This is a genomic window from Mesorhizobium sp. M0830 (assembly GCF_040319965.1).
GTDB lineage: Bacteria > Pseudomonadota > Alphaproteobacteria > Rhizobiales > Rhizobiaceae > Mesorhizobium.
This window is the reverse complement of sequence record NZ_JAMYOR010000036.1, coordinates 22,902-47,837: the sequence shown is the minus strand read 5'-3', so window position 1 is coordinate 47,837 and position 24,936 is coordinate 22,902. Positions and strand designations below refer to the sequence as shown.

The following is a 24,936-nucleotide window of genomic DNA, read 5'->3' as shown; positions in this document are numbered from 1 at the left end:
GGGTTCGATGTCACAGCTGCACCTCGCCATGCGCCGCACCCATGCGGCGCTCAAGCCGGCGGGCGAGCATGATCAGGGGATAGCAGACGATGAAATAGCCGACACCGACGAGGAAGAAGACCAAGAGGCCGTTCGGCACACGCTGCACCACCAGCCAGCCAACGCGGGTGAGATCGGTCAGACCGATGGCAGAGACGACGGAAGAATCCTTGATCAACAGCACATACTGCCCGACCAGCGGCGGCAGCACGATGCGCATTGCCTGCGGCAGCACCACCTGGCGCATGCGCTGCCAGCGCGACAGGCCGGACGCGAGTGCCGCCTCGACCTGGCCTGTCGGCACCGAGCGGATGCCGGCGGCGACGATCTCGCAGATGAAGCATGCGGCCAGATTGGTCAGCGCGATGATGCCGGCGGTGAAGGCGTCGAGCTCGATGCCCAACTCCGGCAGAATGAAGAAGATCAGGAAGATCTGCACTAGGAAGGGCGTGCCGCGGATCAGGTCGACCCAGGCGCCGATGATGGCTGATATCAGCCGATTGCCACCGGTGCGCAAGACGCCGAGACCGAAGCCGAGCGAGGTGCCGAGCACCAGGCTGATCAGCGACAGCACCACGGTCATGCCGAGGCCGCGCAGGGCCAGCGGATAGGAGCCGGCGAGGCTTTGCAGCTGTTGCCAGATCATGTGCGGGCCCCCGCTGCGCCGAGCCAGCGGCTGGACAGGCCAGCCAGTCCCTTCAGTCCGTAATAGAGCAGCAGATAGAAGGCGGCGATGGTGAGGAAGCCTTCGGCCGGCATGAAGCGGTCGGAGGCGAGCAACTGGCCGGCGCGCGTCAGTTCGGAAACCGAGATCAGCGACAGCAGTGCGGAATCCTTGACCAGCACGATCGCCTGGCCGAGCAGCGGCGGGATCGTCACCTTGAAGGCTTGCGGCAGGACGACCAGGCGCATGCGCTGGACATAGGTCATGCCCGAGGCGACACTGGCTTCGACCTGGCCGCGCGGGATCGACAGGATGCCGGCGCGAATGATTTCAGCGATATAGGCGCCGCTGTTGAGCGATAGCGCAAGGATGCCGACGACCAGCTCGGGCAGCACGAAGCCGAGCCTGGGCAAACCGAAATAGAGGAAATAGAGCTGCGCCAGCAGGGGCGTGGCGCGCACGGCGTCTATATAGGCCTTGGCCGTTGTGCGGAACAGCCAGCCGCGCTGCAGGTTCGCCGCGCACAGCACTATGCCGACGACGAGCGCACCGACAAAGGACAGCGCCGACAGCCAGACGGTCGTGATCAGGCCGTGCCCGAACAGGGGCAGATATTCGACGATTGTGCGGAAGCTGAAATTCTCGAGCATGGGCGCGCGGCGGTGAAGAGGGAAGGGTGACTAGCGAATAGCGAATAGCGAGTAGCGAGTAGCGAGTAGCAAGTAGGGAAGTAGGGAAGTAGGGAAGTAGGGAGCAGCAAAGCGTGGCCGGAACGGCCGTTCACCACTCCCTATTCGCTACTCGCTACTTCCTAATTCCTCAGTGGTCTTTCTTCCAGGCGTCGGAATTGACCCAGTAGTCGAGGTTCTTCTGCAGGCGGCCGTCGATGCTGACCTGGTTGAGGAACAGGTTCATCCAGACCAGCAGGTCCGGCTCGTCATAGCGGGTGGCGAAGGCAAGCGGTTCCTTCGACAAAAGGTCCGGCATGATGGTGAAGGAGCCGGCCGGATAAGCGGTCGACTGGCCCTTGACCGCCGAGATGTCGTTGACGCCGCAATCGGCCTGGCCGTTGTTGACGGCATCGAGCAGCAGCGGACCACCGCCCTTGTAGCTCTTGATGTCGGCATCGGGGAAGGCGGTCTTGGCTTCCTTCTCGCCGGTGGCGCCCAGCAGCACGGCGATCTTGGTGCCCTTGGCCTTGCAATCCTCGGTGGTCTTGAACTTGCTGTCGGCCTTGGTGAAGACGGTGCTGCCCGTATACATGTAAGGCGTGGTGAAGGCGACCTTCATGCCGCGCGCCAATGTCGGCGTCATGTCTGCGACCAGAAGGTCGGCCTTGCCGGACAAGAGCGCCGGGATCAGGCCGTCCCAGTCGAAGTCGAGGAAGGTGATTTTCACACCCATTTCCTTGGCCATCAGTTCGGCCAGTTCAACCGAACTGCCGGTGCGTTCGCCATTGGCGCCGACCAGCGAGAAGGGGGGTCCCTGGGTCTGCACGGCGACGCGCAGTTCGCCGCGCTTGGTGATGTCGTCCAGTGTTCCGGCTGTGGCCGCAGTGGTGAGCCCGGCGAGCGCAAGTCCGGCGATGAAAAGTCTGGCAATCTTCATTTCGGTAGTCCTCCCTGTTGTCGTTGATATCTGCCCGCGGATTTCCTCGGGCCTTTTTTTGAGCGGCGACACCGTTGCCGGCGGCGGCCACCGTTCGAAAATCCTCAGTCCCAGGCCACCGTTTCAGTGACCTTGATGCCGCGTCCGGCCAGCGCGTCGAAGAAGGGCTCGTCAGGCACATCGAGCAGTGGGTTGAGCAGGCCGGGTTTGCTGATCTCGCCGCGTGCCAGCATCTGCGCCACGATGCTGGCGGGGTAGCCGACGCCGAGGCTCATGCCGAACAGGCCGGAGACGAGGTCCCGCTCGATGATCAGGTCCGATGTCACCGTCTTGGCGCGGCCGCCTTCGAGGCCGGAAAAGACATTGCGCATCACGCAAAGATCCTTTTCGCCGGGGCCATATTGCAATTGGGGCCCGAGCAGCCGGCCGAGGAATTCGCGCGGGCTGTTGGAGGTGCCGGGCACCTTGTCTTCGGAGAGGAAGCCGAGCTCCTTCAGCGGCGCCCAGAAGGCCGACCATCCCGGCCAACGCAGCGTGTAGCGGCCGGAGCGGCGCAGCCCCCTGGCGGCGTCCAGCATCTCGACATAATGCAGCGCATCGCCATTGGGGAAGGCTTCGAGCTTGCCCAAGCCTGCGACCTCGATCTCATGGATGAAAGGGTTGGCGTGCTGCCGACCAGCCAGGACAGCGACGCGTTTTCCGTCCTCGATCATCACACTGTCGCGGTTCTGGCTGACCAGAACCATGTCGAAATTCCAGCTCACCTTGTAGCAAAGCGGCTTGGCCATCGCCTTCGGCTCGGGGATGCCGCCGCAGTAGGAATCGATTGCCGTGATGGAGTCGAACTGCTTTGCGGCACGGGCGTAGAGCACGAGGTCGATGCCGGGGTCGAGCCCGCATTCGGTCATGATCGGGACGCCGGCCTGTTCGGCCGCCGGCGCCAGGTCGGCGATCGACTTGGCGTAATTGGTGGTGACCAGCGGCGTCCGCGTGGCGATGGCGACCTGCACCGCTTCGCGCATCAGCGGCTGCGGCAACAGATCTATGACGGCGTCGACATCATCGAGCACATTGGCCAGCGCCGGGCCGATGGCGCCATCGGGCACGACGAAGCGCACGCGGGCGAGGTCGGTCAGGCCGGCAAGCCGTGCAGGACCGTCCGCTGCGGTGTCGACGCAGACAATTTCCTCAACGCCGGCGCTGGCGACGAGGTCGGCGATGGCCGCGCGGCCTTGCAGGCCGAGCCCACCGAGAACCGCGATCTTCATGCCGGCTCCTTGCGGTCGTCCGACCAGCAGCCTTCGGGCAGGCTGACCCATTTGTTGCACGACGCCATGACGACGAAGGTCTCGCTGCGCACCACTTCTCCTGGCTCGCCTGCGCCGGGGATCAGCTCGCTGGTGACGCGGTAGAGATCGGCGACATCACCGGCCACCGTCACGTCGACGATGATGTCGAAGCGCCCGGTTACCACCGAAGCCGAGTTCACGAAGGGCAGTTCGGAAATGCGCTGCGCCAGCTCGCGGGCCCGGCCGCGTCCTTGGGCGTTGATGCCGACAATCGCCGAGATCAGTTCGGGGCGCTCGGTCAGGTTCAGCAGCCCGACGATCTTGAGCAGGTTGCGGTCGAGCAGGTTGCGCAGCCGCGAGCGCACCGTCGGCACCGAAACCGCCAAGATCTCGGCGATACGGTTGATGCCCGGTTGGGCGTCCTGCGACAGCTGTTTGACCAGCCGCCGATCGGTCAGATCGAGATGTTCCCGCAAGTCCCCGTCTTTCACAAAAGGAAAAAACTTCGGCAATTTCTTTGCCAATGTGCAAACAAGCTATGTCACGGATTTTTGAAATGCAAGGCGTTGTTTTCGCATTGACGGGGACAATGGTCGCCGGCGGGGATGCAGCCGCTTGCTGTTCGGCTGTGGAATTCAGACCAGCGCGGCGGCCAGCAGCTTCGCCTGCGGCGTCAACTCGTCGAAGCGGCGGGCACAGAGGTGGAGCTGGCGCGTCGCCCAGTCGTCGGTCAGCCGCAGGCTACGCACTGAGCGTGCCGAGCGGCGCGCGACACTTTCCGGCACGACGGCGAGGCCGCCGCCTTGTGCGACCAGCCGGCAGACATTGTCGAGGCCAGGCACGCGGTGCCCTATCTGCAATCGCTGCGGCTGGAGAAAGAAGACCTGATCCAGGCGCTCGGCCTTTCCTTCACCGTGTCGACGGCAGCGCTCGCTATCGGGCTGTTCAGGACCGGCGCTCTCAAGTCGCCGACGGCGCAACTGGCGGGTTCGGTCCTGGCCCTGGCGCCGGCTCTGGCCGGCATGTTCGCCGGCCAGGCGCTGCGCCAGAAGATGAGCGTCGAGACCTTCCGCATGGTGTTCTTCGTCGGGTTGCTAGCGCTGGGGGTCTATCTTGCGGGCGAGGTGTTGTTGTAGACCTATCCCTTGGATCAACTACGGCCCTACCGACCGTACAAGAGCAGACTGACGAAATGAGCCTTCATGTGCTGAAATTGGTGGCATGCGCGGACGGGCACGACCAATATATTGATGGCGAGCGCTACGCGCTCTTGGTTTTTGCCAATGCCAATAGTCTGGAGTCGGCCCTATCCGCAACGCCGGCGTATCTTATGACCTGCGGCTGGCAGCGTGCCGAGATGCGGGATGCTAAGGAATTAGCGGTTGGAGTTTCTTCAATAAGCGATGACGTTTTGCGAAATGCCGCGGAGGCAGCCCTTCGGGATGGATACGCGATCGTCGTCTATGCGACGCCTATCGCGGACCCTAGCTCATAAATTCAACCAACCCACCCACCCGTGGAGGTAACTGCAGCTGAGGTGCAATTGCGGCACAACCGGGCCTCGGCGAGCGGAACCGGAGCCGACGCGTCACGCGGAGTCCCATGGAGCCTTTGTCGTCATGGTGCGGTGCAATCGATCGTTCGGTTGCGGCGGTGTGTCAAGACGTGCCAGAAACACAGCGTAGACATCCGGCTCGACGGTAAACACGAGACGACCAAGCAACGCGTCCTCAGCGGCGCGCTGCGACGCTTCAAGCACAAAGTCCGCACGATTCTTGCCGAGCAGTTCCGCTGCCCGGTCGATCAGATTGCGAACTTCCGGCCTAACGCGGATATTGATCGGAACGCTCTTCGGCAACAGACCACGTGACGGTGGCATCGGTAGCTCCCTTCATCGCCCAGGCACAGCAGATCGTTACGACAATGTCACTACGGTGAAGCGAGGACGGCACAATGGCTCGATGGAACTCGTGATCCGCAGCAGACCCTACCGCACCACCAGCACCGGGATTTCGGTGTAGGACAGCACTTCCGCCGTCTGGCTTCCCAGAAGCAGCTTGCCCAGTCCGCGACGCCCGTGCGAGGCCATCACGATCAAGTCGCAGCCTCGAGCCTGCGACAGCTCCAGGATCGCCTCGGCCGGCCTTTTATCCTCGACATGTACGACCTCGGCGGAGACTCCGGCCACATCCGCCGATGCCATGCACTTGTCGAGAACCTGCTTGCCATATTTGCGCGCTTCTTCCTGATAGGCGGCCAGTTCATCGCCAGCGGCAAAGCCGGCCATGGCGCCGCCCCAGGCGAAGATCGGGAATTGTTCGGAGACGGTGATGAAAGTGACGGCGGCACCAATGCCGCTGGCCAGCGCCAGACCCTGGGCAACGCCCCTGTCGGCCAGTTCCGATCCGTCCGTGGCAATGAGCAGATGTTTGTACATGATGATCTCGACCTATTGTGCAAGGGCCGATGCCCTTGTGGTGGCGGGAGCCTTGGGAGGCTACCCCTGATATAGTCGCGCCATCGGGCTGATCACAGGGCCAACTCGATGCGGATCAGGGCCAGGCTGCACACACGTTTGCGTCAGCAGGATTCCCCTTTGCGGGATCGTCCCCTAAGGTGCGGGCGAAGGGCATCCAATGAGCAGCGCGTTTCCGCAGATACATCTGGTCCGGCATGGCGAGACGGCGTGGAGCCTTTCGGGGCAGCACACCGGCCGCACCGACATGCCGTTGACGCCGGTCGGCGAGGCCGCGGCGCGGGGTGTCGCGGACCGACTCAAAGGCCTGTCGTTCTCTGCGGTGTGGTCGAGCCCTTCGCAGCGCGCCTACAACACCAGCGTGCTGGCTGGCTTCGGTGCCGAGAGCGTCAAGAAGGACGATCTGCAGGAATGGGACTACGGCGCCTATGAGGGGCTGACGACAAGACAGATCCAGGCCGAGCGGCCCGGCTGGACCGTATTTCGCGATGGTTGCCCGAAGGGCGAGACTGCGGCCGATGTCGGCGCGCGGGCGGACAGGATCATCGCCGAATTGCGCAAGGCCAATGCCGACATATTGGTGTTTTCCAGCGCGCATTTTTTGCGCGTGCTGGGGGCGCGCTGGCTCGGCTTGCCGCCCGAAGATGGTGCGCTGTTCGTGCTCGATACGGCCAGTGTCAGCGTGCTCGGCTACGAGCATGATTTGAGCGAGCCGGTCGTGCGCAAGTGGAACCAGAAGTAGGGTGCAAGCGCCCTATCTGTCGAACTTCCTGATCGCCTCGGCGGTCACCGGCGTGAAGAAGTTCACCAGATTGCCGTCCGGGTCGCGGAACAGCAGCGAGCGGTTGCCCCAGGGCATGGTGGTCGGCTTCTGGACCGTGACATCCCTTAAGGTGTCGGAGAGCCGGGCGAATTCCGCATCGACGTCGCCGACGCGGAACTCGAGGATTGCCGTGTGGTTGTCGGCCGGGCGGGCGATGTCGCCGCCGAACAGCATCAAAGTGCCGTGCTGCCGATCGCCAGCGTGCAGGAAGGTGTTGCGAGTTCGGCGAAGTCTTCCGTATACATGGTCACCGGCATGCCGGTGATTTCGCCGTAGAAGCGCACGAGGCGCTGGACATCTGACGTGATGATGCGGACAGAGACGAAATTCATCGCATGGCTCCTGGATTGCTGGAGCCGCTGCCGCCCCATGGGCAGATATAGACCAAGTCTCCTGACAGCCCTCCGTCAGGAGAGCGCCGACGCGGTGCGCCGACACCGGCGACACGCCTCACTCAATCCACCAGCAGAGCCAGTTCTTCCGGTGTCAGATGCCGCGCGGTGCCCTTGGCGAGGTCGCCAAGCTGCAGGCGGCCGATGGCGATGCGGATCAGGCGCAGCACTTCGATGCCGTGCGCCGCGAGCAGGCGGCGGATGTGGCGGTTGCGGCCTTCGTCGAGCACGATCTCCAGCCAGGCTGTGCGGCCGCCGCTGCGCAAGAGGTGGATCGAGCTGGCGGTCAGGGTCTCGCCGTCGACGGTGACGCCCGCGCGGAATTTGTCCAGCATCGTCTCATCCGGCACCGTGCCGATCTGCACGTGGTAGGTCTTGGGCAAATGCGAGGCGGGGTCCATCAGCCGGTTGGCAAAGCGGGTGTCGTTGGTCATCAACAGCAGACCTTCGCTCGCCTTGTCGAGGCGGCCGACCGGCGAGACGAAGGGCAAATCGAGCCCCTCGAGGCAGGCATAGACGGTGTCGCGCTGTTGCGGATCGTCGCGGGTGGTGACCAGCCCGCGCGGCTTGTTGAGGATGAGATAGACCTTGCGCTCGGCAACGACTTGCTCACCGTCGACGACGATGCGGTCGCGGTTGAGGTCGACGCGCAGCGCTGCATTGCGCACCACCTTGCCCCCGACGCGCACGCGGCCTTCGGCAATCAGCGCCTCGGCCTGCGTGCGCGAGCACAGGCCAAGCTTCGACAGCGCCCGGTTCAGGCTGACGCCGGACGCCGCCTGCCTGCCGCTTTGTCGTGTCTGCCGTGGTGTCATGGCGCCATTTGTGTTGGTGAAGCCGACAGATGCCACGGGCCGCGAAGGCTTCGCAAGTCGTGCTGCTGCCTTGTACGCAGGGCATGGGGCTATGGCGGCATCCGCGCCGTCCGTAACGGTCGCCGTCGCCGCAGATATCAGCCCTGGTCCAACCCTTGCCTTGAGGGATGCCGCGCGAGGGCGCGGATACGGTCGGCGACCGTGCCGTCGATCGGGTTGTAGACGATCATGCTCAAGTCCGGGCGTCCATCGACCGAGAATGCCGAGTATTCCAGCTCGATGTCGCCGAGCTGCGGGTGCTTCAGGCGCTTTGTCCCGTCACCGTGGCTGAGCACGTCGTTTTCCTGCCACAAGGCGGCGAACTCGGGGCTGACGCTGCAAAGTTCGTCGACCAGTTGGGCGACCTCCGACACCGCGCCGGCGCGTGCCGCATCGGCCCGGAACGCTCCCACCACGAACCGGGCGAGGCTTTCCCAATCGTGCTGCTTGGCGCGGATGACAGGGCTGCGGAACATGAAGCGCAGGATGTTGCGCTGGCCGGCGGGCAGGGCGCTGTAGTCGGTCAGCACGACTTGCGCGGCGCGGTTCCAGGCAACGACGTCCCAGGTGGCGGTCTTGATCAGAGCTGGGCTGGCATCGAGTGTGTCGAGCAGTCGCTGGAGCCGCGGATTGACCCCCTCGACGCCCTTGTAGCGAACTTCGGGCGGGCGACCCAGCCCGAGCATGAAAAGATGTTCGCGCTCCGGCTCGGTCAGCATCAGCCCCTTGGCGATGCGGTTCAGCACGTCAGCCGAGGGCGCGCCGCCGCGGCCCTGTTCCAGCCAAGTGTACCAGGTAGGGCTGATGTTGGCGCGCTGGGCGACCTCTTCGCGGCGCAATCCCGGAGTTCGCCTGCGCCCCGAGAAGCCGAAGGACGCCGGATCGAGGCGGGTGCGCCGGTCCTTGAGGAACGCTGCCAGTGAGCCGGCCGAATTGATGGGCATCCTGTTAGGCATTATACCATGATAAGGTCACTACTTTAATGGAATAATAGACGAGCAATATTACGCAGGCAACTACAGGAGATTTTGCATGCGTATCTTTCTCACCGGCGCGACCGGTTTCATCGGTTCGGCGCTGGTTTCCGAACTCATCAAGGCGGGCCACCAGGTGGTCGGCGTCGCCCGCTCCGACGCCGGCGCCGAGGCGCTTGCCGCCGCTGGCGCCGAAGTACATCGGGGAACGCTTGAAGAGCCCGACGGCCTGCGCGATGGCGCGGCCAGGGCGGAAGCCGTGATCCATACTGCGTTCGACCATGACTTCTCTCGATTTGCCGAGAATTGCGAAAAGGACAAGCGCGTCATCGCGGCCCTCGGCCAGGCATTGGCGGGGTCCGACCGGCCGCTGGTGATCACCTCCGGCGTTGGCGCGGGCAGCGCCGGCCATGGCCAACCGGCAGTCGAGGACATCTTCAACCCCAGCCATCCCAATCCGCGCATTGCCTCGGAACTCGCCGGCAATGCGTTGCTGGAGGCCGGCATCAACCTCTCGGTGGTGCGCCTGCCGCAGGTTCACAATCCGGTCAAGCAGGGGCTCATCACGCTTTTCATCGAAATCGCGCGCCAGAAAGGCGTCTCGGCCTATATCGGCGAAGGCCGCAACCGCTTCTCCGCGGGCCATCTCCTCGACGCGGCGCGCCTTTACCGGCTCGTCGTGGAAAAGCGGCAGCCGGGCGCGCGCTATCACGCGGTCGGCGAGGAGGGTGTCGAAGCGCGCACAATCGCCGAGGCGCTTGGCCGGAGTTTGAAATTGCCGGTCGTTTCGATACCGCCGGAAAAGGCGGAGGAGCATTTCGGCAGGATGGCGATGTTCGCGCCGATGGATCTGCCGGCCTCCAGCGCGCTGACCCAGGCACGGCTGGGCTGGCATCCGACCGGCCCAACACTGATCGCCGATCTTGATGCCATGCCATACGCCGACTGACGGCTGAAGCCTCGGCGCCAAGGCTGGCGAGATACGGCCGGTAACAGTCAGGTTACCGGCCGTTTTGCGAGCGATCAGCCAGGGGTGACGGCGTAGCGCAGATGAACGAGCCCATGCGCGAGCGCTTCGCAGCTCGTCAGGGACAACTGCATCTTGCCCGCCAGGCCGCTCTCGCCGAACTCGACGAAACCCTGGTTTGCCGCCCGCCCGTCGAGCGCCGGCGCGACGAGAAGGCTCAGCTCATCGACGAGCCCTGCCGCGAGGAAAGAACCGTTGATGCCGGCGCCGCCCTCGAGCAGTAGCCTGCGTATGCCGAATTCGCGGCCGAGTACCTCGACCATCGACGCGAGATCGATGTCGGCGGTTTCCGCGACGATATAGGACACGCCGTCGGCGGCAAGTTCGGCGAGATGGCTGTCGGCAACGTCACGCCCAAGCAGCACCACGACATGATCGCCGCCGATGTCGGGTTTGGAAAAGTGAAGCCTGCCCGAGGGATCGAGCGCCACGGCATAAATGCCCGCACCGGCCTGCGCGAAATGATAGGGCCGGTCGACCTTGCCGGCATTGGCCGGCGGATGCGCGACGGCTTTGCTCATCTCGGCCATGGTGACGCGGCCGACGATCCAGGCATCGCCCGCGAGGTCATTGTGGATATGCTCATAGAGGCTGGACCATTCGGCCAGGGTGCCGTCGGGGCTCTTGGTGTAGCGGCTCGGGTGGAGGCCGCCGTCAAGGGATGCCAGCATATGGCAGATGATTTGCGGCTTCATGCAATTCTCCAAATCGTGGGCTTCGAAAATTCAGGTCTTGTTGTCGTGCATATCGTTCTCCCAAACCGGTGCCACTTTTGACGATCTGCCTTGTCCCAAAGTAGTGCCGGACCAAGGGAATGGAAGTCAGGCGCCCCGACCACGCGAGACGGCCGCACGTGTCGGAGCAGCGCTTTCGCTTCCTGGCCCAGAAAAAGAACGGACTGCAAGGCCCGGCCGACCCGAGCCGATCGCCAAAGGGCAGGAAGCCGCAATCCAAAAATCCGACAATTCCGATAAGTTGCCCGGTAGCTCCGTTATATCGATGTTGCACAAATGGTTGACCCCGGGCTAGCATCCCCGCGCAGGCGTCGATGGGAGGCTCTTTTTTACAGCGGCGGCCGGCTGGAGCGGCATGCGTTTTCGGGCGCAGGGAGGATGCTCCAACACTTTGAACCGACGCATGATACTTCCTGAAACCGATCCCGGTTTCTCGGGGTCGTGCGTCCTTGTGGAGGAGGATCTCATGAACAGACGCGAATTCCTGCTGTCGTCCGCGGCCTTTGGCGCCATGATGCTTGCCGCACCCTCGGCCTTTGCGCAGAACAAGCTCACCATCCTGGGCTCCGTGCCCAATCTCGGCTTTCCGTTCTTCGTGCACATGCTGAACGAGATCAAGGCGGAAGCCGCCGCGCAGGGCGTCAATCTGACGGAAAGCGACGGCCAGAACTCGGCCACCAAACAGACCGCCGACATCGAGGCGGCCCTGGTGCAGAAGGTCAACGCCATCGTCATCTCGCCGCTCGACGTCAACGCGCTGGCGCCGGCCATCGAGGAAGCGGTCAAGGCCGGCGTTCCCGTGGTGACGATCGACCGCCGCGTCGACGGCGTCGAGGGTATTCTGGCCCATGTCGGCGCCGACAACGTCAAGGGCGGCGAGGCCGAAGCCCAGGCGATGGTTGCGGCGTTCCCCAACGGCGCCAAGCTCTTCCATCTGCAGGGCCAGCCAGGCGCCGGCCCGGCGATCGACCGCAACAAGGGCGTGCACAATGTGCTCGATCCCCTGAAGGACAAGTACCAGATCGTCTTCGAGCAGACCGCCAACTTCGCCCGCGCCGAGGCGCTGTCGGTGACCGAGGCCGGCCTTGCCGCCAACGGCAAGCCGGACGCCATCGTCTGCGCCAATGACGACATGGCGCTCGGCGCCATGGAAGCCTGCGCGGCGCGCAACTTCACCGACGTCAAGATCTACGGCTTCGACGCGCTGCCGGAAGCGCTGGTCGCGGTGCGGGACGGCAAGCTAGCCGGCACGGTCGAGCAGTTCCCCGGTGAGCAGTCGCGCACGGCGGTCCGCATCGCGGTCGCCTTTGCCAAGGACAAGACCGAGCCGAAGGAGAAGCTGGTGCTGCTCACACCGATCGTCATCGGCAAGGACAATCTCGACAAGGCGGAGAGGATCGGCGAGACGAAGTAGGGGTGATTGGTAAGCCGGCGGGACAGCACCCCCCTCTGTCCTGCCGGACATCTCCCCCGCAAGGGGGGAGATCGGCAGTGTCATTGGCGGCGCTTTTTCCTGCTAAGTTGGAGATTGGCGAAAGCAGAACGGGCAGCCAATCTCCCCCCTTGCGGGGGAGATGTCCGGCAGGACAGAGGGGGGTGCTCAAGCGCTGATGGAGCCGTGATGAACTGCATCGAGGAAGCAACCATTGTCGCCTGCTGAAGCCGCATCGCCCGAACCTATCCTGCTTGCCGTCGAGGGCATTACCAAGCATTTCTCCGGCGTCACCGCGCTCAGCGATGTCTCGCTCGACATCCGCCCTGGCGAAATCCTCGGCCTGCTTGGCGAAAACGGCGCCGGCAAGTCGACACTGCTGAAAATCCTGTCGGGCGTCATGCCGCCGTCGGGCGGCCGCATCATTTTCGACGGCGCCGACTATCAGCCATCGAGCCCCCAGGATGCCAAGCGGCTCGGGATCGTCACCATCTATCAGGAGCTCAGCCTGATCCCGACGCTGACGGTGGCGGAGAATATTTTTATCGGCCGCGCGCCAGTTGGTCCGCTCGGGCTGGTCAGTTGGCGGCGCATGGAGCGGGACTCCCGTGACATCATCGCCCGCGTCGGCCTCTCCATCGATCCGACGACGCCGGTGTCGGCTCTGTCGGTGGCCGAACAGCAGCTGGTCGAGATAGCGCGTGCGCTGTCGCTGAAAAGCCGACTGATCATCATGGATGAGCCGACCTCGGCGCTGACCGAGACCGAGGTGCAGCGGCTGCTGTCGATCATGGACAGGCTGCGCAAGGACAACGTCGCCATCATGTTCGTCACCCACCGGCTGGAGGAGGCCTCCGCCATCTGCGACCGCATGACGGTGCTGCGCGACGGCAGGCTGGCCGGGCATCTCGACCGCGAAGGCGGACCGATCGCGCTGCCCAGGATCATCGAGAAGATGGTCGGCCGGGCGGCATCGGAACTTTATGCGCGGCCGGCGCAGCGCGCGGTTGCCGGCGATGTCGTGCTGTCGGTGCGCGGACTGCGCACCGTGCGCGATCCAGAGGCGCCGCATGCCATCGTGCTCGACGGCGTCGACATCGATCTCAAGGCCGGCGAGATCCTCGGTGTCGCCGGCCTCGTCGGCTCGGGCCGCACCGAACTGGCGCGCGCTATTTTCGGCGCCGACCGTATCGCGGCGGGCACGATCACGCTTGACGGCAAGCAGATTGCGCCGGCATCACCCGCCGATGCCATCGCGCTCGGCATCGGCCTGGTGCCGGAGGACCGCAAGCATCAGGCGATCTTTGCCGCACTCGGCATCCTGCCGAATTTTTCCGTCGCATCGCTGGCCAGCTTCAGCAACGGCTTCGGTTTCATGGCTGAGCGGCGCGAGCGCGATGCGCTGGCCGGATTTCGCAAGATGCTGTCGATCCGCATGGCCTCGGCCGAGCAGGCGATCGAGGGCCTATCAGGCGGCAACCAGCAGAAGGTGGTCCTGGCGCGCTGGCTGGCGCGCGATCCGAAGGTGCTGATCGTCGACGAACCGACGCGCGGCGTCGATGTCGGCGCCAAGACGGAAGTGCACCAGATCCTGGTGCAGCTTGCGGCGCGCGGCATCGCGGTGATGATGATCTCGTCCGAATTGCCCGAGGTGCTGGCCGTGTCGGACCGCATCGTCACCATGCGCCGGGGACGCATTACCGGCGAGATGCCGGGCGTCGAGGCTAACGAGGAAAGACTGATGGAATTGATGGCTCTCGACCGCAAGGAGACACCATGAGCGTGGCGGAGGAACAGCGCGGCGGCATCAATTTCGCGCGCCTGCTGATGAGCTTCGGGCCGCTGCTGTTCCTGTTGGCGCTGATCGTGGTCTTCACAATGCTGAAGCCGAGCTTCATGGACCCGATCAACCTGTTCAACATAACGCGGCAGATCTCGATCACCGGGTTGATCGCGCTCGGCATGACCTTCGTCATCCTCACCGCCGGCATCGACCTCTCGGTCGGCTCGCTGCTGGCCTTCTGCGGCATGGTCGCCGCGGTGGTCGCCAAGGGCGGCACCGCCAACACGCTGTCGCTGTCGACCTCCGGCACGCAAGGTTTTGGGTGGTTCGCCGCTCTGCTCGCCGCCGTAGTTGTGGGGGCGGCGGCCGGTGGTGTGCAGGGGCTTGTCATCACCCGGCTGAAAGTGCCGCCCTTCGTCGTCACGCTGGGCGGGCTGACGGTATTTCGCGGGCTGACGCTGACCATCTCCAACGGCGGCCCGATCTCGGGCTTCGACGCCTCGATGCGCTGGTTCGGCACCGGGCTGATCGGCCCCGTGCCGGTGCCGGCGCTCATCTTCGCTGCGGCCGCCATCCTGTGCCACATCGTGCTGCGCTACACGCGCTATGGCCGCGCCGTCTATGCTGTCGGCGGCAATGCCGAGGCGGCAAGGCTGTCCGGCCTGCGCGTCGACCGCATCCTGGTCTCGGTCTATGTCATCGTCGGCTTCTTCGCAGGCCTCGCCGCCTTCGTGCTATCGGCGCGGCTCAACTCCTCGGAAGCGGTGGCCGGCATTGGCTACGAGTTGACGGTCATTTCGGCCGTCGTCATCGGCGGTACCTCGCTGTTCGGCGGCATCGGCTCGGTCGGCGGCACGGTGGTCGGGGCGGCCCTGATCGGCGTGCTGCAGAACGGGCTGCAGTTCAACAACGTGTCATCCTACACGCAAAGCATCGTCATCGGCCTGATCCTGATCCTGGCGGTGGCGTTCGACCGGTGGCTGAAGTCGCGGGTGCGAAGGTGAGGGCAACGAGGAGCGGTTAGCGCCCGTCAACCCCCTCTGTCCTGCCGGACATCTCGCCCGCGCTATGCGAACCGCTTCTCAGCCTCGCATGCCCACAGAAGATGGCCGTAACGGCGGAAGTAGCGCGCCACCAGACGCTGCTGTTTGGCTCGGATGAGGTCGGGCAGGCGCCGCTCCTGGCGCCAGCGCGGCATGTTGCGCCAGCAGGCGATGAAGCGGGCGGCATCCTCGAGAGCTTCCTCGGCTGAAAGTGCGGGGCCGATCGCGGCCAGGAACAAGATCTCCGAGTGTTTCAACTCGTCGATAACAGCCTTGCGCCTGATGTGATCCTGGCGGGCATGGGCGATGCCGTTGCGGCGGATTGCTTCGAAGGCTTCGAGAAGGGCGGGGCTGTCGCCGGTATAACCGCAGGCACGGGCGAAATCGGCGGCGTCCATTGTCACTCCCAGGGCTAATTTAGCGGTGGCTTCGTGTCCCGACTCACATTTGCAAAGATACATAAGCATAACTCAAAAAATTATAGAAGAAAAACTTTTATGGCTGTTTGAAAACTGCGACTCGACTCCCGGCGCAAAACACAGGAATATGCGAACAAATCAGGAACAAAAAAGGTGAGGAGGGGCGATGGCATTGCCTGGCAGGGAACCAGTGATCGCGCATGTCGCCTCGATCTCGGTCGAGTGCGCCGATTGCGGCCGCAACAGATGGTGGCGGCCCGATCAGTTGAAGCGGTTCGGGGTGACGGGAAATACACCGCTGGCCGCATTGTCGGGCCGCATCGTCTGCTCGGCCTGCCGTGCCGACGGGCTGCCGGGGGCAACCGTCACGATCCAAGCGGCGTTCATCGACGAGCGTCAGCGGGTGCGCAGCGAAGCGCGGATGCTGAATGAGCGCGAGGTGCCGCTGGAGGGGTCGAGACGGGCTTGATGAGGTGGCCGTCAGAAGGCGTCGTCTTCGTCGGAGAGGATGACGTCTCGCCCGCCGTGAAAGATTCGAACGATCGTCACGGTCTTGTCTTTGATGGTGAATGCGATCGTCGCCCGCCTGCGATAGCCCACGGTGCGGAGGCCTGGCCTGACATCATCATGGCGCGTCCCGCGTTCGGGAAAAGTATCAAAGTCCGAACAGTAATCGATGAGGCGATCGACATAGGCTCGCGCAATTCGTTCGCCAGCTTGTGGAACCAGATAGATCAGCAAATGCAGCAGGTCATTTTCTGCGGCCTCACTGAAGACGACCCTGTGCGTCATGCTTGGCGTGAACGCTTGCCCGCCAGTGCATCAATGCGGTTGTGAAGTCGCTTGCGTACTTCCTCGAGAGGTGAGACGAGCGAAGGATCCTTCTGAAGCGCATCCATTGTTGGCGCAACCTCTTCCCGCAGCCAGCGATCGACCGCTGCGTCGCGTGCGGCAAGAGTTCTCAAGCCATCGCGGATAACTTCGCTTTCGGTGGCGTACTCGCCGGATGAAACCTTGTCCTTCACCATCTGCGCCATCTCAAGTGGCAAGGTAATGGTCAGTGGCTGGGTGCTGCGCATTGTCACTCCCCTGGGCAAATGGGATGCGTATGACTTAATCATACGCTGTTGCGCAAGCCGCGGCCAGTGGAATGATGGCACTTGGGCGCGATGGCTCTTCAATACCCCAGCAATTCCTTCAGCGGAATCACGCGCCAGACGTGTTTTATGGCGTAGCGGTCGAAGGTTAGCGTCTTCGGCGGATTGTATTGCTCGACGACCAGCTCGGCTGCGGTGCGCTTGACCAGCTTCTTGATGAAGGCCTTGCCGTTGCGCTCGTTTTCTTCTGGAAACGTCTCGATCACGACATGGTCGCCCGGCACGGCGTCGCGGCCGCCGCAATAGATCAGGTCGCCGGGCTCGTAGCGCGGCACCATGGAATCGCTCAGCACGTGCAGCGCGAATACTTTTGGCACGTTGCGGACGCCCGGCGGGCGCTGGACATAGCCCGCCGGCTCGCCGTTGAAGGTGAAATCGCCATCGTCGCCGCCGACGGCCGCGCCCAGCACCTCGATATCCATCGACCCGGCGGGCAGGGGGGCGGCATCGGTGACGATCTCGGCGTCGGCGACCGGGCCGGCATCGTCGAGGAAGACGACCTGCCCTTGGCCCAGTGCCACCGGGTCGACGCGCAGGAAGGCGGCGGTCTTCAAGAGGTTCTCGGTCTTGGGCAGGTTGCGGCCGGTTTCCCAGTTGCCGACGGCGGCGACATCGGTGTCGTTGTGCTCGGCGATGTGGCGCATGACCAGGCCGCGCTGCTTGCGCGCCTTGCGGATAGCCGCCCCGACCTTGATCGACAATTCCGTTTTAGCCATGACACCCATGTGATCGATGAAAGCGGCTCTCGTCTATGAAAGAATGGCTTGCATTATGTTTTGAGTTATGCTTATATCTGGTCATGCAAAACCTGTCCAGCTTTCATGGCGCCGAGGCGCCTGACTCCCATGGGGCGCATCCGGCGACTGTCGCCGGCACCCATTCCCTTCCGTCCCGGCCGTCCTCCTCCCCGGCCGGGGCGAAGCCCGAGGTCCGGTGCTCCAAGGCACCAGCCCCGGGTCCGGTCGGCCCGTCAACGGCGACCGGAACGGCCGGAGCCGCCGCTCCCCTCGGCTCCGGCCCCCAATTCGACCGGCATGGCGCCGGCCCGATGTCTTCGGGTCCATCTGGCCGATCCTACATCCGCACCGAAGACGGCACCGTCATCCTTTGCGACAGGGCGATCGGCAGGGCGGTTTCGGCCCCCGACAGAAAGACGGCGGAGGCGCGGCTTTCGCGCCTCGTCGAAGCGGCCGGACAGCGAACCCGGTCCGGCTGAGCCGGCGGCGCAAGCCGGGCGTCGAACCACACAACACTGAGTGCGGCCCAATGGGCCCAACCTTGACGCTTGCCTGGCGGCGCTCGGCCGAAGGCAGAACTTTGGATGGAGCCTGGAAATGGCAAGTTACACCGAGGCGGACTTGCAGGAGATTGCCCGCTGGCTGGAGGCCGGGCTTTCCGCTTCGAGGATCGCCGCCGCTTTCAGCGCGCTGCGCGGCAGTGCGGTATCGCGCGATGCCATTGTCGGCATCGTGCACCGCAACGCCATGCTGGGCGCGATCGGCTTTGGCAATGGCAAAGGGCTGCCGGTCGGAGCCAAGCAGGCCGTGGGCAAACACGCTGGAAGCAAGCTGGCGAGCACAATGCCGACGCACGGCAAAGAGAGCTCCAGGCCGGTCGCCGGCACGGTCGACGCCGCGAACGCCGCCAATGGGGCCGGCATGCGTAAGGCGGCCGCCAGGCGCGACACTTCGCCTGGCCGGCTGCCGCCGCGCCTGTTGGTGCCCGAGGCGGGTGTGCTGATCGCCGACGGCCAGACCTATCGTTTCACGATGCCGGTGCCGCCGCGTGCACCCGTGGGCCGCCAGCCTCATGGTGTGGCGATGCGCTTCATCGACTGCCTGTTCTCCCGCTGCCGCGCGCCGCTGGAACTAACGGTGGAAGAGGATACCGACGTTTCCATTGCTGAAGAGCGGGATGCGCCCGGCCACCGGCCAGGCGCCGACATGCTGTGCTGCGGCATGCGGACCAGTGCGCTGAAAAGCTACTGCACCTATCACCAAGCGCGCTTCCGCCGCAGGGTTTTTTCGGTGGAGGCGGGGTGAGGGAAGCGTCTCCGTTCGCGGGGCGAAGGTGCCGGCAGGCGGATGAGGGGCAGCACTGAAGTGGAAAGCAGATATGAACTTCAATCATCCGACCGAAGCGCCGCCCCTCACTGCCCTGCCGGGCATTTCTCCCCATAAACGGCGAGAAAGAAGCCTCGTCGCCCTATTTCGGCGCCTGCCGGCCCTGCTTGGGCATGTGGCCTTGCATGGTTTTGGCCTCGGGCGTCATTGTCGGGCCGCCATCGGCCACCAGAATATTGGCCACCCGGGCAAAGCCGGTGAACACTTTCATGGCATCGGCTTCGGAAATCTGCGCGGCGATTGCAGCGCTGCAGGCGTTGAGCGCGCTGCGGTAGACATGGCCGCGCCGCTCGAGCGGCCAGCGCTGCAGAAAATCGGCGGCTTCGCTGACGCTGTCGATCTCTTCGATATCTCCGTTCATTCGCACCTTAAGCGGCACTCCGGTCTTCATGGTACCCACGGCGTTCACCTTCGCTTTGCGCGCGGCTTCACTTACCGCTCCACTAAACGCGCCGCGCGGGCGGGCGGTTGCATCAATTCTCCGGTCAGCGCGCGCCTTTCACGGACTGACCACGGCATCCAGCCAGTCACGGGCGCGGCTTTTCGGCTTGGCCACCAATATGTTCTGTTGCCTGGCCGCCTTGGTCAGAGCCTCGAAGGCGATGCGCTGGCTGCAGGTACCATCGACGGCGAGCGCAACCAGCCGGGCTGCCTCGACATAGACCGGCGAAGTCTTGTCGGGCCATTGCTGCTTGAGCGCCCCGGCTGCCTCGGCCACCGACCCGACCAGCATGGTTCTGTTGTCGCAAAAGCGCAGGGTTATCGGCACGAAAGCTGTCATCGACATGTCTCCCGTAGACGCCGCATAACGTCGAAAATTCGCGCTGGTTCCATCACACCGAATGCCGGCACGGCTGGGCAGGTGCTGTGATGAGTCGAACGTTTCTCGGCTCTCGCCAATCGTCAGCGTCGTGGGAAGGGCGGCGAGGACGAAGCTGCCAGTCTCCCTCCGCGTGGGGAGAGATGGCCGGCACGCCAGAGGGGCGCGAAGGCTCGCCTCCATGCCAGCTCCCGCACACCCACCCAACCGAGGATCCTACCCATGTCCAGGAAAACCAAACCCGCCAAACCCCAAGCGCCGAAACTGCCGAAGGGCGAGGCCGAGCAGGTGCGCATCCGCCGCGAGATCGGCCATGATTTCGCACTGAAGGACGACGCCTTCGGCCGCAAGCGGCTGACCGCCGGCACGCGGGAGGCTGCCCGCGTCTACGAGGTGTCGAACGACGGCTTCACCGCCACCGGCGGCATCGTGCGGGTGGGCACTATCGATCCGCTGCTAGGCATCACCTCGCTGTCGAGCCAGCAGCGCGAAGCCGGCCTGCGCTACCGTCAGGATTTTCGCTGCAGCCAGCAGGCCAGCGTCAAGCCGATGCGCTGGACCGAGCGCGTCGACGGCGGCCGCCACGGCGGCGGAATCGTCGATAGCGTGCTGGACGCAGGCCGCGCCTACGCCGCCGCTACCAGGGCGCTGGGCCATTGGGAAGTGGCCGCCGTGGTGCGACGAGTCTGCTGCGCGGGCGGGTCGATCAAGGGCGTGGCCGAGCAGACGGGGGAGGATAGGGATGTGGTGACAAAGATGTTGAAGGTGGGGCTGGATTTACTGGCGGTGCATTATGGAATGATGATCGGGAGGCGGATGGGATGAGAGGCGGCGCACTGATCCGGCCGGCAATGCCGGTCGGATCATTCAACATCAGGGTTATCGGCAGATGCGAATCTCTTCGATGATCCTGTGATGGTGGCGCCAGTGCCTCACCACTTCGATGTGGCAACGGTGGAAATAACGGTGGTGCCGGTGGAAATAAAGCGGCCTGTAGCCATTGTCGTAGTCGTCATAGGGGCTGTAGACGTAGCGCGGGCTGTAGACGTAGCGGCCGCCATAGGCCCCATAACCATCGTAATAGTCGTTGCCGTAATAGTCGTTGTAGCCGGCGCCAATGCCGATAAAGACATGACTGCGGGCATCAGCGGGGGCGATCATCGCCGCCGCGGAAGCAATGGCGATAACCGAAACAAGCAGGAGCTTCTTCATAGCTGCCTCCTCTTCAAGGTTGACCTAATATAACCCTCGAGAGGCGACCTCGTTCCATGGATTCGTCTCACCCGCTAGAACAGCGCCCCCTCCAACGGCCCTTCCAGCGTCTCGGCAAACGCCGTTGCCAGATGATGCCTGTCACGAAAGGCGAGTTGGCCTGATATGACGACATGGCAGGCGGTCGGGTCGCAGAAGCGGTCGGTGAAGTCGATGTAGCGCGTGTCGGGCACGCTGTTCACCACGGCGCGCTCGGCGGCTGCGGTGCTGTCGTTGGCGGCCTCTGTCCTGGGCGTGTCGCAGTGCGGCGATGGTGCTTCGCGCCACCATAAAGCGCGCGCCACGCAGGAGTCGGCGAAGCTGGCGTTGATCGGCGTGTCGCGAATGACAGCCGTCTCGACCCCTGCCTGGCTGAACGCCTGCAAGGTCGAGCGCAGGCCGGCCTGCCAGCGCGCGATTTCGGCTGCGCGGCTGGCGGCGGGCATGTCGCGGATCAAATTACCGATCGAGAATTCGGAGATCACGACCAGGCGCGGCTTGCGGCGGATGATGTCCGATATAGCCTGCTCGCGCCAAGCGTCGCATTCGGAGTAGTCGCGCTTCAGCACGGCATTGAAGGTGGAGAGCCGCGAGGCGCGGCACGAGGATTTGAGATAGGTGATCACTTTGGTGTCGTTGCGCTTCGCCGCTTCAATCAGCGGCGTCGACCAGTGATCGGCATGCGAATCGCCGAACAGCACGATGGTGTGGGCGGCGTCCGCCGCGCCGAACACGCAAGGTTTTGGCGTCACCGTGTGGAAGTCGAGTAGGCAGCTCTTGTCGGTGGCGCGCACGATGGAAGGTTTTTCGGCGGCCTGCTCGATGCCGCGCTGCGCAGTGTCGATGTTGCGCGCGGCCAGATGCGCATTGGCATAGGCGACCGCCACGCCGGCACCGGTCAGGGCAGCGGCCGGGATCAGCGCCCGAACGCCTGCCGCCAGCCAAGCGCCACGCCGGGCCGGGTTCTCGATCAGGTGATAGGTAAGCACTGACAGCGACAGCGCCAGCACGCCGCAGCCCAGTCGCTGCGGGACGGACAGGTCTGGGACCAGCATCCCGGCATAGACGATGACCGGCCAGTGCCAGAGATAGAGTGAATAGGAGAGCGTGCCGATCCATTGCAAAGGCGGCAGCGACAGAGCGGTGGCCGGCGCAAAAGCCTGCCAGCCGGTCCGCTGTTGGGCCTGCCTGCCGGTCTGTTCCGCGCTGGCGCCGCTCAGCAGCACCAGCACGGTGCCGGCAACCGGCAGCAGGGCACGCCAGCCTGGGAAGGGCAGGCTCTCGCTCAACAAGAGATAGGCCGCCGTGATCAGTGCCAGGCCGAGCCAGCCCAATGCCGCCAGCAGCCCTGGGCGCCACCGCAGGAAAGCCACTGGGGCCAGCGTCGCCAGGCCGCCGGCGGCGAACTCCCAGGCGCGCAGCGGCGAGAAATAGAAGGCCCACGCAGGTGCTGCGCTGGTCAGCCACAAGCAGGCGGCCATGGAGGCGAGGCCAGCGACTCCGATTACAGCGGCAGCCGTTCGCTGGCCAGGACGCAGCCAGGCAGCCAGCAGAAGCAGTGCCGGCCAGGCCAGGTAGAACTGCTCCTCCACCGACAGCGACCAGAAGTGAATGAACGGATTGCTGGCGGCATCGGCGGCGAAATAATCGAACGACCAGCGCAGCAGCCACAAATTGATGGTGTAGGCGGAGGCAAACATGGCACCGCGCGAGTAGAGCGTCTGCTCTTGCGGCGCCAGGATGAAGTAGCCGGCGGCAAGCGTGGCCAGGATGACGAACAGGGCTGCCGGCAGGAGCCGCCGCGCGCGCCTGGCATAGAAGCGCCAGAGATCGAGCCGGCCGGTCTCAGCGATCTCCCGCATGAGGTGGGTTGAAATCAGCCAGCCGGAAATCACGAAGAAGATATCGACGCCGGCAAAGCCGCCGGGCAGCGCGGTGAGGCCGAAATGATAGGCGACGACGCCGCCGACGGCGAGCGCGCGCAATCCTTGTATGTCCGGCCGGAACGCTGCCGCCACGATAAATCCTTCGTGCAAGCCCAGCCCCGAGTCCTTGGCAGTGTCGGCCGGTCGGGCTGATATCGCAATGCAACAAATCTAACGCAGTGCAACATGGTGAAAAGAGGGGTGGCTGATCCTGAGGACATCCAGCCGCATGGAGACTGGCCGATGTTCCAGGCGGCATTCTCGACAAGCACTTCATCTTCGAGCATCCGGGTACAGAGACGAGGTCGAAGGGTCTCTGGCACCAGATCAGCATGCCATCTTGCCCGTCGCCGCTGCGGCTGGTCAGCGAAGCTTGATAAGTCAAGCTGCGCCGGTCTCGCCGATCAGCCTGACATATTCGGCCTCGGGGTCGCCGTAACTGCCATTGGCGAGCTCGATCAGCCCGGCGCGGTCGCGAATGATGATCTCCCCCCGGCGCGCCCGAATCAGCGCGCGACCTTCGAGCAGTTGGAGGGCGACGGTGACGCCTGGCCGCCTGACGCCAAGCATGATGGCCAGGAATTCGTGCGTGATGGCGAGGTGTTGGCCGCGAACCCGGTCGTCGCACATGAGCAGCCACCGCGCCAGCCGCTCCTCCAGCTTCAGCCGTGCATTGACGAGCGCGGTACAGCCGGCCTGGGTCTGGAGCGTGTTGACGAAGCGCAGCAGGAACATGCGCAAGGTCGCACTTGCCGTCAATGCCGCATTGAAAGGGCCGGCTTCGATGCGGATCGCTTCCCCTTCGAGCTGCACAAAGCAGGCATGCGGGGAACGGTCGTCGCCCATCACCAGTGAAGTACCTGTCATGCCTTCGAAGCCGATGAAGCCCACTTCGGCCTCCTGGCCGCTCGTCGTCCTGGCGACCACCGAGCCAATGCCCTGTTCGATGAAGTAAACGGCCTCGATCGGGATGTTGGGAGTCGCCAGCATCTTGCGCAACGGCAAATCGCAGCGCTGCATATGCGGCTGGAGCAGCGCAAGGTCATCCGCGCTCATCCGCCTCAACAGCTCATTTCGGTATTGCTGGTTCTTGCCGAGGTCCGGCCTATCGGAATTAGTCATGACGCAGCCGAATGCAGGGCAAGAGCCATCCGATCTCCCAGCCGTCCGTGCCCGTAAAAACGTGCGGACGATCGCCTATGTACTGGACAAAAAAGGCTACGAATTCGGTGCACGGCGCCCCCTAACGCCGCTCGCATACGAAAAGATCGACCCAAACGTTAGTGTCGGAAACGTACCAAGTCCCGCTTAGTACAAAACCGACATACTGGCGGACAGCGCGGATCACGGGCAGGCCGATAAAAATTGTCGGCTAACGACAAAGGCGCCCGCTGCACCCGGTCCTGCGAACTCTCCGAAAGCCAGCCTACGACACAGTCTTCCGGCGGGAGATTTGTACGATCCATACAGTGACTACGCCAATGTTGACTCTCCCCGCAGCCAAACTAGATTTTTGACCCACAGCGTCTGGCAAGTGGGGCGCTGCTCGGAGTGGGGGTTCTCATGTCGAGCCTTAACAAGCGCCATCCCTACTTTCATCCTTCCGACCTGCAGCTGTGCCAACGCGTCTTCGATCAGGTCTGCTTCGAACGCAAACTTGACCGGATGTCGCTGGAGCCGGACGTGCAGGAGCTGGCAGCCACGGTGTTTGTTCTTTTCGAGAATGGCTGCAGGATTGAAACCGAATTGCTCGACAGTTTCAGGCGAACACGCCAATAACCCGCGCCAGTGAACAGGGGTCACGTCCGCAACGCCCGGATTTGAAAGCGAGCCTTACGACACCGCGATCTTTGCAAAGGGCAGCGTGTTCGAAACAGCGTCGAGCACAAGCTCACCTCACGTCGATAGCTTTGCTTGTCGCTTTTCGGATGCCGGGCTTGCGCTTTGCCGCCCCGTCAAGGCCTGCGACGAAAGCCGCAGTTCTCGCAGCCGGGCTGTCTTTGCCTGACGCGCCTGGCGCTCGATGGCGATGATCGATTGCGCCTCGCGGGTTGCACGTTCAATCCGGTCCTTGTCCTGAGGCAGTCGGGTCAAGGAAGTTCT

The 24,936-nt window shown here is 64.0% G+C and carries 35 protein-coding genes; 12 read left to right on the top strand and 23 right to left on the bottom strand.

The annotated features are described in order from the left end of the window. Positions 1-10: 10 nt before the first annotated feature. The 6 genes from NKI20_RS20740 to NKI20_RS20715 all read right to left on the bottom strand — a co-directional run bounded on the left by NKI20_RS20740 (position 11) and on the right by NKI20_RS20715 (position 4,460). On the bottom strand, positions 11-685 hold the full coding sequence (locus NKI20_RS20740; RefSeq protein ID WP_352833678.1) for an amino acid ABC transporter permease: 675 nt from the start codon (positions 683-685) through the stop codon (positions 11-13). Beyond that, the gene (locus NKI20_RS20735; RefSeq protein ID WP_352608563.1) at positions 682-1,353 is read right to left on the bottom strand and encodes an amino acid ABC transporter permease; all 672 of its coding nucleotides are present in this window, start codon (positions 1,351-1,353) and stop codon (positions 682-684) included. The genes NKI20_RS20740 and NKI20_RS20735 overlap by 4 nt, the downstream gene beginning before the upstream one ends. 169 nt (positions 1,354-1,522) lie before the next feature. Then, positions 1,523-2,311 (bottom strand): ABC transporter substrate-binding protein, encoded by a 789-nt coding sequence (locus tag NKI20_RS20730; RefSeq protein ID WP_352608562.1) that lies wholly within the window; start codon positions 2,309-2,311, stop codon positions 1,523-1,525. Positions 2,312-2,415: 104 nt separating this feature from the next. Continuing rightward, complete coding sequence (locus tag NKI20_RS20725) at positions 2,416-3,579, bottom strand: saccharopine dehydrogenase family protein (protein ID WP_352608561.1); 1,164 nt, start codon at positions 3,577-3,579, stop codon at positions 2,416-2,418. Continuing rightward, complete coding sequence (locus tag NKI20_RS20720; protein WP_023760043.1) at positions 3,576-4,076, bottom strand: Lrp/AsnC family transcriptional regulator; 501 nt, start codon at positions 4,074-4,076, stop codon at positions 3,576-3,578. Before NKI20_RS20720 ends, NKI20_RS20725 begins: the two co-directional genes overlap by 4 nt. A 159-nt stretch (positions 4,077-4,235) precedes the next feature. Next, positions 4,236-4,460 (bottom strand): LysR substrate-binding domain-containing protein, encoded by a 225-nt coding sequence (locus NKI20_RS20715; protein ID WP_352608560.1) that lies wholly within the window; start codon positions 4,458-4,460, stop codon positions 4,236-4,238. Between NKI20_RS20715 and NKI20_RS20710 the strand changes: the two genes are divergently transcribed. Together NKI20_RS20710 and NKI20_RS20705 are read left to right on the top strand one after the other, a co-directional pair. Continuing rightward, the gene (locus NKI20_RS20710; RefSeq protein ID WP_352608559.1) at positions 4,446-4,736 is read left to right on the top strand and encodes a TSUP family transporter; all 291 of its coding nucleotides are present in this window, start codon (positions 4,446-4,448) and stop codon (positions 4,734-4,736) included. The two genes, NKI20_RS20715 and NKI20_RS20710, sit on opposite strands and share 15 nt — an antisense overlap. A 56-nt stretch (positions 4,737-4,792) precedes the next feature. Continuing rightward, positions 4,793-5,095 carry a hypothetical protein gene (locus tag NKI20_RS20705; RefSeq protein WP_352608558.1) on the top strand — a complete coding sequence of 101 codons (303 nt, stop codon included), beginning with the start codon at positions 4,793-4,795 and terminating at the stop codon, positions 5,093-5,095. Positions 5,096-5,188: 93 nt separating this feature from the next. Here the strand turns inward: NKI20_RS20705 and NKI20_RS20700 are convergent, their stop codons facing one another. Together NKI20_RS20700 and NKI20_RS20695 are read right to left on the bottom strand one after the other, a co-directional pair. Beyond that, entirely contained in the window at positions 5,189-5,479 is a 291-nt protein-coding gene (locus NKI20_RS20700) for a type II toxin-antitoxin system TacA family antitoxin (protein ID WP_352608557.1), read from the bottom strand. 108 nt (positions 5,480-5,587) lie between these two features. Continuing rightward, positions 5,588-6,037 (bottom strand): universal stress protein, encoded by a 450-nt coding sequence (locus NKI20_RS20695; protein ID WP_352833669.1) that lies wholly within the window; start codon positions 6,035-6,037, stop codon positions 5,588-5,590. A gap of 199 nt (positions 6,038-6,236) precedes the next feature. Between NKI20_RS20695 and NKI20_RS20690 the strand changes: the two genes are divergently transcribed. Next, complete coding sequence (locus NKI20_RS20690; protein ID WP_352833666.1) at positions 6,237-6,818, top strand: histidine phosphatase family protein; 582 nt, start codon at positions 6,237-6,239, stop codon at positions 6,816-6,818. A 12-nt stretch (positions 6,819-6,830) separates the two neighbouring features. On the opposite strand, the gene NKI20_RS20685 is transcribed toward NKI20_RS20690, so the two are convergent. The 4 genes from NKI20_RS20685 to NKI20_RS20670 all read right to left on the bottom strand — a co-directional run bounded on the left by NKI20_RS20685 (position 6,831) and on the right by NKI20_RS20670 (position 9,089). Continuing rightward, positions 6,831-7,073 carry a VOC family protein gene (locus NKI20_RS20685; RefSeq protein WP_352833742.1) on the bottom strand — a complete coding sequence of 81 codons (243 nt, stop codon included), beginning with the start codon at positions 7,071-7,073 and terminating at the stop codon, positions 6,831-6,833. Beyond that, the gene (locus NKI20_RS20680) at positions 7,073-7,231 is read right to left on the bottom strand and encodes a VOC family protein (protein ID WP_352833663.1); all 159 of its coding nucleotides are present in this window, start codon (positions 7,229-7,231) and stop codon (positions 7,073-7,075) included. The genes NKI20_RS20685 and NKI20_RS20680 overlap by 1 nt, the downstream gene beginning before the upstream one ends. 122 nt (positions 7,232-7,353) lie before the next feature. Beyond that, on the bottom strand, positions 7,354-8,106 hold the full coding sequence (locus NKI20_RS20675; protein ID WP_352833740.1) for a pseudouridine synthase: 753 nt from the start codon (positions 8,104-8,106) through the stop codon (positions 7,354-7,356). A 137-nt stretch (positions 8,107-8,243) separates the two neighbouring features. Then, positions 8,244-9,089 carry a helix-turn-helix transcriptional regulator gene (locus NKI20_RS20670; RefSeq protein ID WP_352833661.1) on the bottom strand — a complete coding sequence of 282 codons (846 nt, stop codon included), beginning with the start codon at positions 9,087-9,089 and terminating at the stop codon, positions 8,244-8,246. 88 nt (positions 9,090-9,177) lie between these two features. Here NKI20_RS20670 and NKI20_RS20665 point away from each other — a divergent pair, with 88 nt between their 5' ends. Then, positions 9,178-10,068 (top strand): SDR family oxidoreductase, encoded by an 891-nt coding sequence (locus tag NKI20_RS20665; RefSeq protein WP_352833658.1) that lies wholly within the window; start codon positions 9,178-9,180, stop codon positions 10,066-10,068. A gap of 74 nt (positions 10,069-10,142) precedes the next feature. On the opposite strand, the gene NKI20_RS20660 is transcribed toward NKI20_RS20665, so the two are convergent. Next, on the bottom strand, positions 10,143-10,841 hold the full coding sequence (locus NKI20_RS20660) for a RibD family protein (protein WP_352731025.1): 699 nt from the start codon (positions 10,839-10,841) through the stop codon (positions 10,143-10,145). 505 nt (positions 10,842-11,346) lie between these two features. Between NKI20_RS20660 and NKI20_RS20655 the strand changes: the two genes are divergently transcribed. The 3 genes from NKI20_RS20655 to NKI20_RS20645 all read left to right on the top strand — a co-directional run bounded on the left by NKI20_RS20655 (position 11,347) and on the right by NKI20_RS20645 (position 15,099). Beyond that, positions 11,347-12,294: a substrate-binding domain-containing protein gene (locus NKI20_RS20655; RefSeq protein WP_023760056.1), complete on the top strand. Its 948-nt coding sequence runs from the start codon at positions 11,347-11,349 to the stop codon at positions 12,292-12,294. A 232-nt stretch (positions 12,295-12,526) separates the two neighbouring features. Continuing rightward, positions 12,527-14,092, top strand: a complete 1,566-nt coding sequence (locus NKI20_RS20650; protein WP_352833654.1) for a sugar ABC transporter ATP-binding protein — start codon at positions 12,527-12,529, stop codon at positions 14,090-14,092. Next, the gene (locus tag NKI20_RS20645; RefSeq protein ID WP_352731030.1) at positions 14,089-15,099 is read left to right on the top strand and encodes an ABC transporter permease; all 1,011 of its coding nucleotides are present in this window, start codon (positions 14,089-14,091) and stop codon (positions 15,097-15,099) included. The genes NKI20_RS20650 and NKI20_RS20645 overlap by 4 nt, the downstream gene beginning before the upstream one ends. A gap of 62 nt (positions 15,100-15,161) precedes the next feature. On the opposite strand, the gene NKI20_RS20640 is transcribed toward NKI20_RS20645, so the two are convergent. After that, a complete protein-coding gene (locus NKI20_RS20640; RefSeq protein ID WP_352833649.1) occupies positions 15,162-15,536 on the bottom strand; it encodes a hypothetical protein in 375 nt (124 codons plus the stop codon). Between the two features lie 187 nt (positions 15,537-15,723). Here NKI20_RS20640 and NKI20_RS20635 point away from each other — a divergent pair, with 187 nt between their 5' ends. Continuing rightward, positions 15,724-16,026, top strand: a complete 303-nt coding sequence (locus NKI20_RS20635) for a hypothetical protein (RefSeq protein ID WP_031260430.1) — start codon at positions 15,724-15,726, stop codon at positions 16,024-16,026. A gap of 11 nt (positions 16,027-16,037) precedes the next feature. On the opposite strand, the gene NKI20_RS20630 is transcribed toward NKI20_RS20635, so the two are convergent. The 3 genes from NKI20_RS20630 to NKI20_RS20620 form a co-directional block, all read right to left on the bottom strand. Next, positions 16,038-16,349 (bottom strand): type II toxin-antitoxin system RelE/ParE family toxin, encoded by a 312-nt coding sequence (locus NKI20_RS20630; RefSeq protein WP_502898142.1) that lies wholly within the window; start codon positions 16,347-16,349, stop codon positions 16,038-16,040. Continuing rightward, on the bottom strand, positions 16,346-16,636 hold the full coding sequence (locus tag NKI20_RS20625) for a ribbon-helix-helix domain-containing protein (protein ID WP_172226328.1): 291 nt from the start codon (positions 16,634-16,636) through the stop codon (positions 16,346-16,348). The genes NKI20_RS20630 and NKI20_RS20625 overlap by 4 nt, the downstream gene beginning before the upstream one ends. A gap of 98 nt (positions 16,637-16,734) precedes the next feature. Continuing rightward, positions 16,735-17,439 carry an XRE family transcriptional regulator gene (locus tag NKI20_RS20620; RefSeq protein WP_023760063.1) on the bottom strand — a complete coding sequence of 235 codons (705 nt, stop codon included), beginning with the start codon at positions 17,437-17,439 and terminating at the stop codon, positions 16,735-16,737. 323 nt (positions 17,440-17,762) lie between these two features. Between NKI20_RS20620 and NKI20_RS20615 the strand changes: the two genes are divergently transcribed. Next, complete coding sequence (locus NKI20_RS20615; protein ID WP_352833644.1) at positions 17,763-17,930, top strand: hypothetical protein; 168 nt, start codon at positions 17,763-17,765, stop codon at positions 17,928-17,930. A gap of 118 nt (positions 17,931-18,048) precedes the next feature. After that, entirely contained in the window at positions 18,049-18,756 is a 708-nt protein-coding gene (locus tag NKI20_RS20610) for a GcrA cell cycle regulator (protein ID WP_352833642.1), read from the top strand. A gap of 163 nt (positions 18,757-18,919) precedes the next feature. Here NKI20_RS20610 and NKI20_RS20605 read toward each other — a convergent pair whose 3' ends face one another. Together NKI20_RS20605 and NKI20_RS20600 are read right to left on the bottom strand one after the other, a co-directional pair. Continuing rightward, entirely contained in the window at positions 18,920-19,228 is a 309-nt protein-coding gene (locus tag NKI20_RS20605; RefSeq protein WP_352833738.1) for a DUF982 domain-containing protein, read from the bottom strand. Positions 19,229-19,336: 108 nt separating this feature from the next. Continuing rightward, entirely contained in the window at positions 19,337-19,618 is a 282-nt protein-coding gene (locus tag NKI20_RS20600) for a DUF982 domain-containing protein (protein ID WP_031260436.1), read from the bottom strand. A 261-nt stretch (positions 19,619-19,879) separates the two neighbouring features. Here NKI20_RS20600 and NKI20_RS20595 point away from each other — a divergent pair, with 261 nt between their 5' ends. Continuing rightward, positions 19,880-20,482 carry a DUF6456 domain-containing protein gene (locus NKI20_RS20595; RefSeq protein ID WP_352833639.1) on the top strand — a complete coding sequence of 201 codons (603 nt, stop codon included), beginning with the start codon at positions 19,880-19,882 and terminating at the stop codon, positions 20,480-20,482. Positions 20,483-20,536: 54 nt separating this feature from the next. On the opposite strand, the gene NKI20_RS20590 is transcribed toward NKI20_RS20595, so the two are convergent. The 3 genes from NKI20_RS20590 to NKI20_RS20580 form a co-directional block, all read right to left on the bottom strand. Further along, entirely contained in the window at positions 20,537-20,869 is a 333-nt protein-coding gene (locus NKI20_RS20590) for a hypothetical protein (RefSeq protein WP_023760069.1), read from the bottom strand. Positions 20,870-20,943: 74 nt separating this feature from the next. After that, on the bottom strand, positions 20,944-22,926 hold the full coding sequence (locus NKI20_RS20585; protein ID WP_352833637.1) for an acyltransferase family protein: 1,983 nt from the start codon (positions 22,924-22,926) through the stop codon (positions 20,944-20,946). 288 nt (positions 22,927-23,214) lie between these two features. Further along, complete coding sequence (locus NKI20_RS20580) at positions 23,215-23,955, bottom strand: Crp/Fnr family transcriptional regulator (RefSeq protein WP_352833634.1); 741 nt, start codon at positions 23,953-23,955, stop codon at positions 23,215-23,217. Between the two features lie 441 nt (positions 23,956-24,396). Between NKI20_RS20580 and NKI20_RS20575 the strand changes: the two genes are divergently transcribed. Beyond that, the gene (locus tag NKI20_RS20575) at positions 24,397-24,612 is read left to right on the top strand and encodes a hypothetical protein (protein ID WP_352833631.1); all 216 of its coding nucleotides are present in this window, start codon (positions 24,397-24,399) and stop codon (positions 24,610-24,612) included. 117 nt (positions 24,613-24,729) lie between these two features. Here the strand turns inward: NKI20_RS20575 and NKI20_RS20570 are convergent, their stop codons facing one another. Next, positions 24,730-24,927, bottom strand: coding sequence for a hypothetical protein (locus NKI20_RS20570; protein ID WP_352833628.1), 198 nt, complete (start codon positions 24,925-24,927; stop codon positions 24,730-24,732). Positions 24,928-24,936 lie beyond the last annotated feature (9 nt).

What these genes read in the sequence shown, in the direction of transcription:
- NKI20_RS20725 (WP_352608561.1), bottom strand. Translation starts at nt 3,579, where the DNA reads ATGAAGATCGCGGTTCTCGGTGGGCTCGGCCTGCAAGGCCGCGCGGCC.
- NKI20_RS20640 (WP_352833649.1), bottom strand. Translation starts at nt 15,536, where the DNA reads ATGGACGCCGCCGATTTCGCCCGTGCCTGCGGTTATACCGGCGACAGC.
- NKI20_RS20685 (WP_352833742.1), bottom strand. Translation starts at nt 7,073, where the DNA reads ATGCTGTTCGGCGGCGACATCGCCCGCCCGGCCGACAACCACACGGCA.
- NKI20_RS20645 (WP_352731030.1), top strand. Translation starts at nt 14,089, where the DNA reads ATGAGCGTGGCGGAGGAACAGCGCGGCGGCATCAATTTCGCGCGCCTG.
- NKI20_RS20635 (WP_031260430.1), top strand. Translation starts at nt 15,724, where the DNA reads ATGGCATTGCCTGGCAGGGAACCAGTGATCGCGCATGTCGCCTCGATC.
- NKI20_RS20695 (WP_352833669.1), bottom strand. Translation starts at nt 6,037, where the DNA reads ATGTACAAACATCTGCTCATTGCCACGGACGGATCGGAACTGGCCGAC.
- NKI20_RS20590 (WP_023760069.1), bottom strand. Translation starts at nt 20,869, where the DNA reads ATGAAGAAGCTCCTGCTTGTTTCGGTTATCGCCATTGCTTCCGCGGCG.
- NKI20_RS20700 (WP_352608557.1), bottom strand. Translation starts at nt 5,479, where the DNA reads ATGCCACCGTCACGTGGTCTGTTGCCGAAGAGCGTTCCGATCAATATC.
- NKI20_RS20740 (WP_352833678.1), bottom strand. Translation starts at nt 685, where the DNA reads ATGATCTGGCAACAGCTGCAAAGCCTCGCCGGCTCCTATCCGCTGGCC.
- NKI20_RS20675 (WP_352833740.1), bottom strand. Translation starts at nt 8,106, where the DNA reads ATGACACCACGGCAGACACGACAAAGCGGCAGGCAGGCGGCGTCCGGC.
- NKI20_RS20610 (WP_352833642.1), top strand. Translation starts at nt 18,049, where the DNA reads ATGGCAAGTTACACCGAGGCGGACTTGCAGGAGATTGCCCGCTGGCTG.
- NKI20_RS20705 (WP_352608558.1), top strand. Translation starts at nt 4,793, where the DNA reads ATGAGCCTTCATGTGCTGAAATTGGTGGCATGCGCGGACGGGCACGAC.
- NKI20_RS20660 (WP_352731025.1), bottom strand. Translation starts at nt 10,841, where the DNA reads ATGAAGCCGCAAATCATCTGCCATATGCTGGCATCCCTTGACGGCGGC.
- NKI20_RS20655 (WP_023760056.1), top strand. Translation starts at nt 11,347, where the DNA reads ATGAACAGACGCGAATTCCTGCTGTCGTCCGCGGCCTTTGGCGCCATG.
- NKI20_RS20625 (WP_172226328.1), bottom strand. Translation starts at nt 16,636, where the DNA reads ATGCGCAGCACCCAGCCACTGACCATTACCTTGCCACTTGAGATGGCG.
- NKI20_RS20690 (WP_352833666.1), top strand. Translation starts at nt 6,237, where the DNA reads ATGAGCAGCGCGTTTCCGCAGATACATCTGGTCCGGCATGGCGAGACG.
- NKI20_RS20620 (WP_023760063.1), bottom strand. Translation starts at nt 17,439, where the DNA reads ATGGGTGTCATGGCTAAAACGGAATTGTCGATCAAGGTCGGGGCGGCT.
- NKI20_RS20680 (WP_352833663.1), bottom strand. Translation starts at nt 7,231, where the DNA reads ATGAATTTCGTCTCTGTCCGCATCATCACGTCAGATGTCCAGCGCCTC.
- NKI20_RS20575 (WP_352833631.1), top strand. Translation starts at nt 24,397, where the DNA reads ATGTCGAGCCTTAACAAGCGCCATCCCTACTTTCATCCTTCCGACCTG.
- NKI20_RS20615 (WP_352833644.1), top strand. Translation starts at nt 17,763, where the DNA reads ATGTCTTCGGGTCCATCTGGCCGATCCTACATCCGCACCGAAGACGGC.
- NKI20_RS20595 (WP_352833639.1), top strand. Translation starts at nt 19,880, where the DNA reads ATGTCCAGGAAAACCAAACCCGCCAAACCCCAAGCGCCGAAACTGCCG.
- NKI20_RS20630 (WP_502898142.1), bottom strand. Translation starts at nt 16,349, where the DNA reads ATGACGCACAGGGTCGTCTTCAGTGAGGCCGCAGAAAATGACCTGCTG.
- NKI20_RS20735 (WP_352608563.1), bottom strand. Translation starts at nt 1,353, where the DNA reads ATGCTCGAGAATTTCAGCTTCCGCACAATCGTCGAATATCTGCCCCTG.
- NKI20_RS20605 (WP_352833738.1), bottom strand. Translation starts at nt 19,228, where the DNA reads ATGAAGACCGGAGTGCCGCTTAAGGTGCGAATGAACGGAGATATCGAA.
- NKI20_RS20580 (WP_352833634.1), bottom strand. Translation starts at nt 23,955, where the DNA reads ATGACTAATTCCGATAGGCCGGACCTCGGCAAGAACCAGCAATACCGA.
- NKI20_RS20600 (WP_031260436.1), bottom strand. Translation starts at nt 19,618, where the DNA reads ATGACAGCTTTCGTGCCGATAACCCTGCGCTTTTGCGACAACAGAACC.
- NKI20_RS20665 (WP_352833658.1), top strand. Translation starts at nt 9,178, where the DNA reads ATGCGTATCTTTCTCACCGGCGCGACCGGTTTCATCGGTTCGGCGCTG.
- NKI20_RS20730 (WP_352608562.1), bottom strand. Translation starts at nt 2,311, where the DNA reads ATGAAGATTGCCAGACTTTTCATCGCCGGACTTGCGCTCGCCGGGCTC.
- NKI20_RS20670 (WP_352833661.1), bottom strand. Translation starts at nt 9,089, where the DNA reads ATGCCCATCAATTCGGCCGGCTCACTGGCAGCGTTCCTCAAGGACCGG.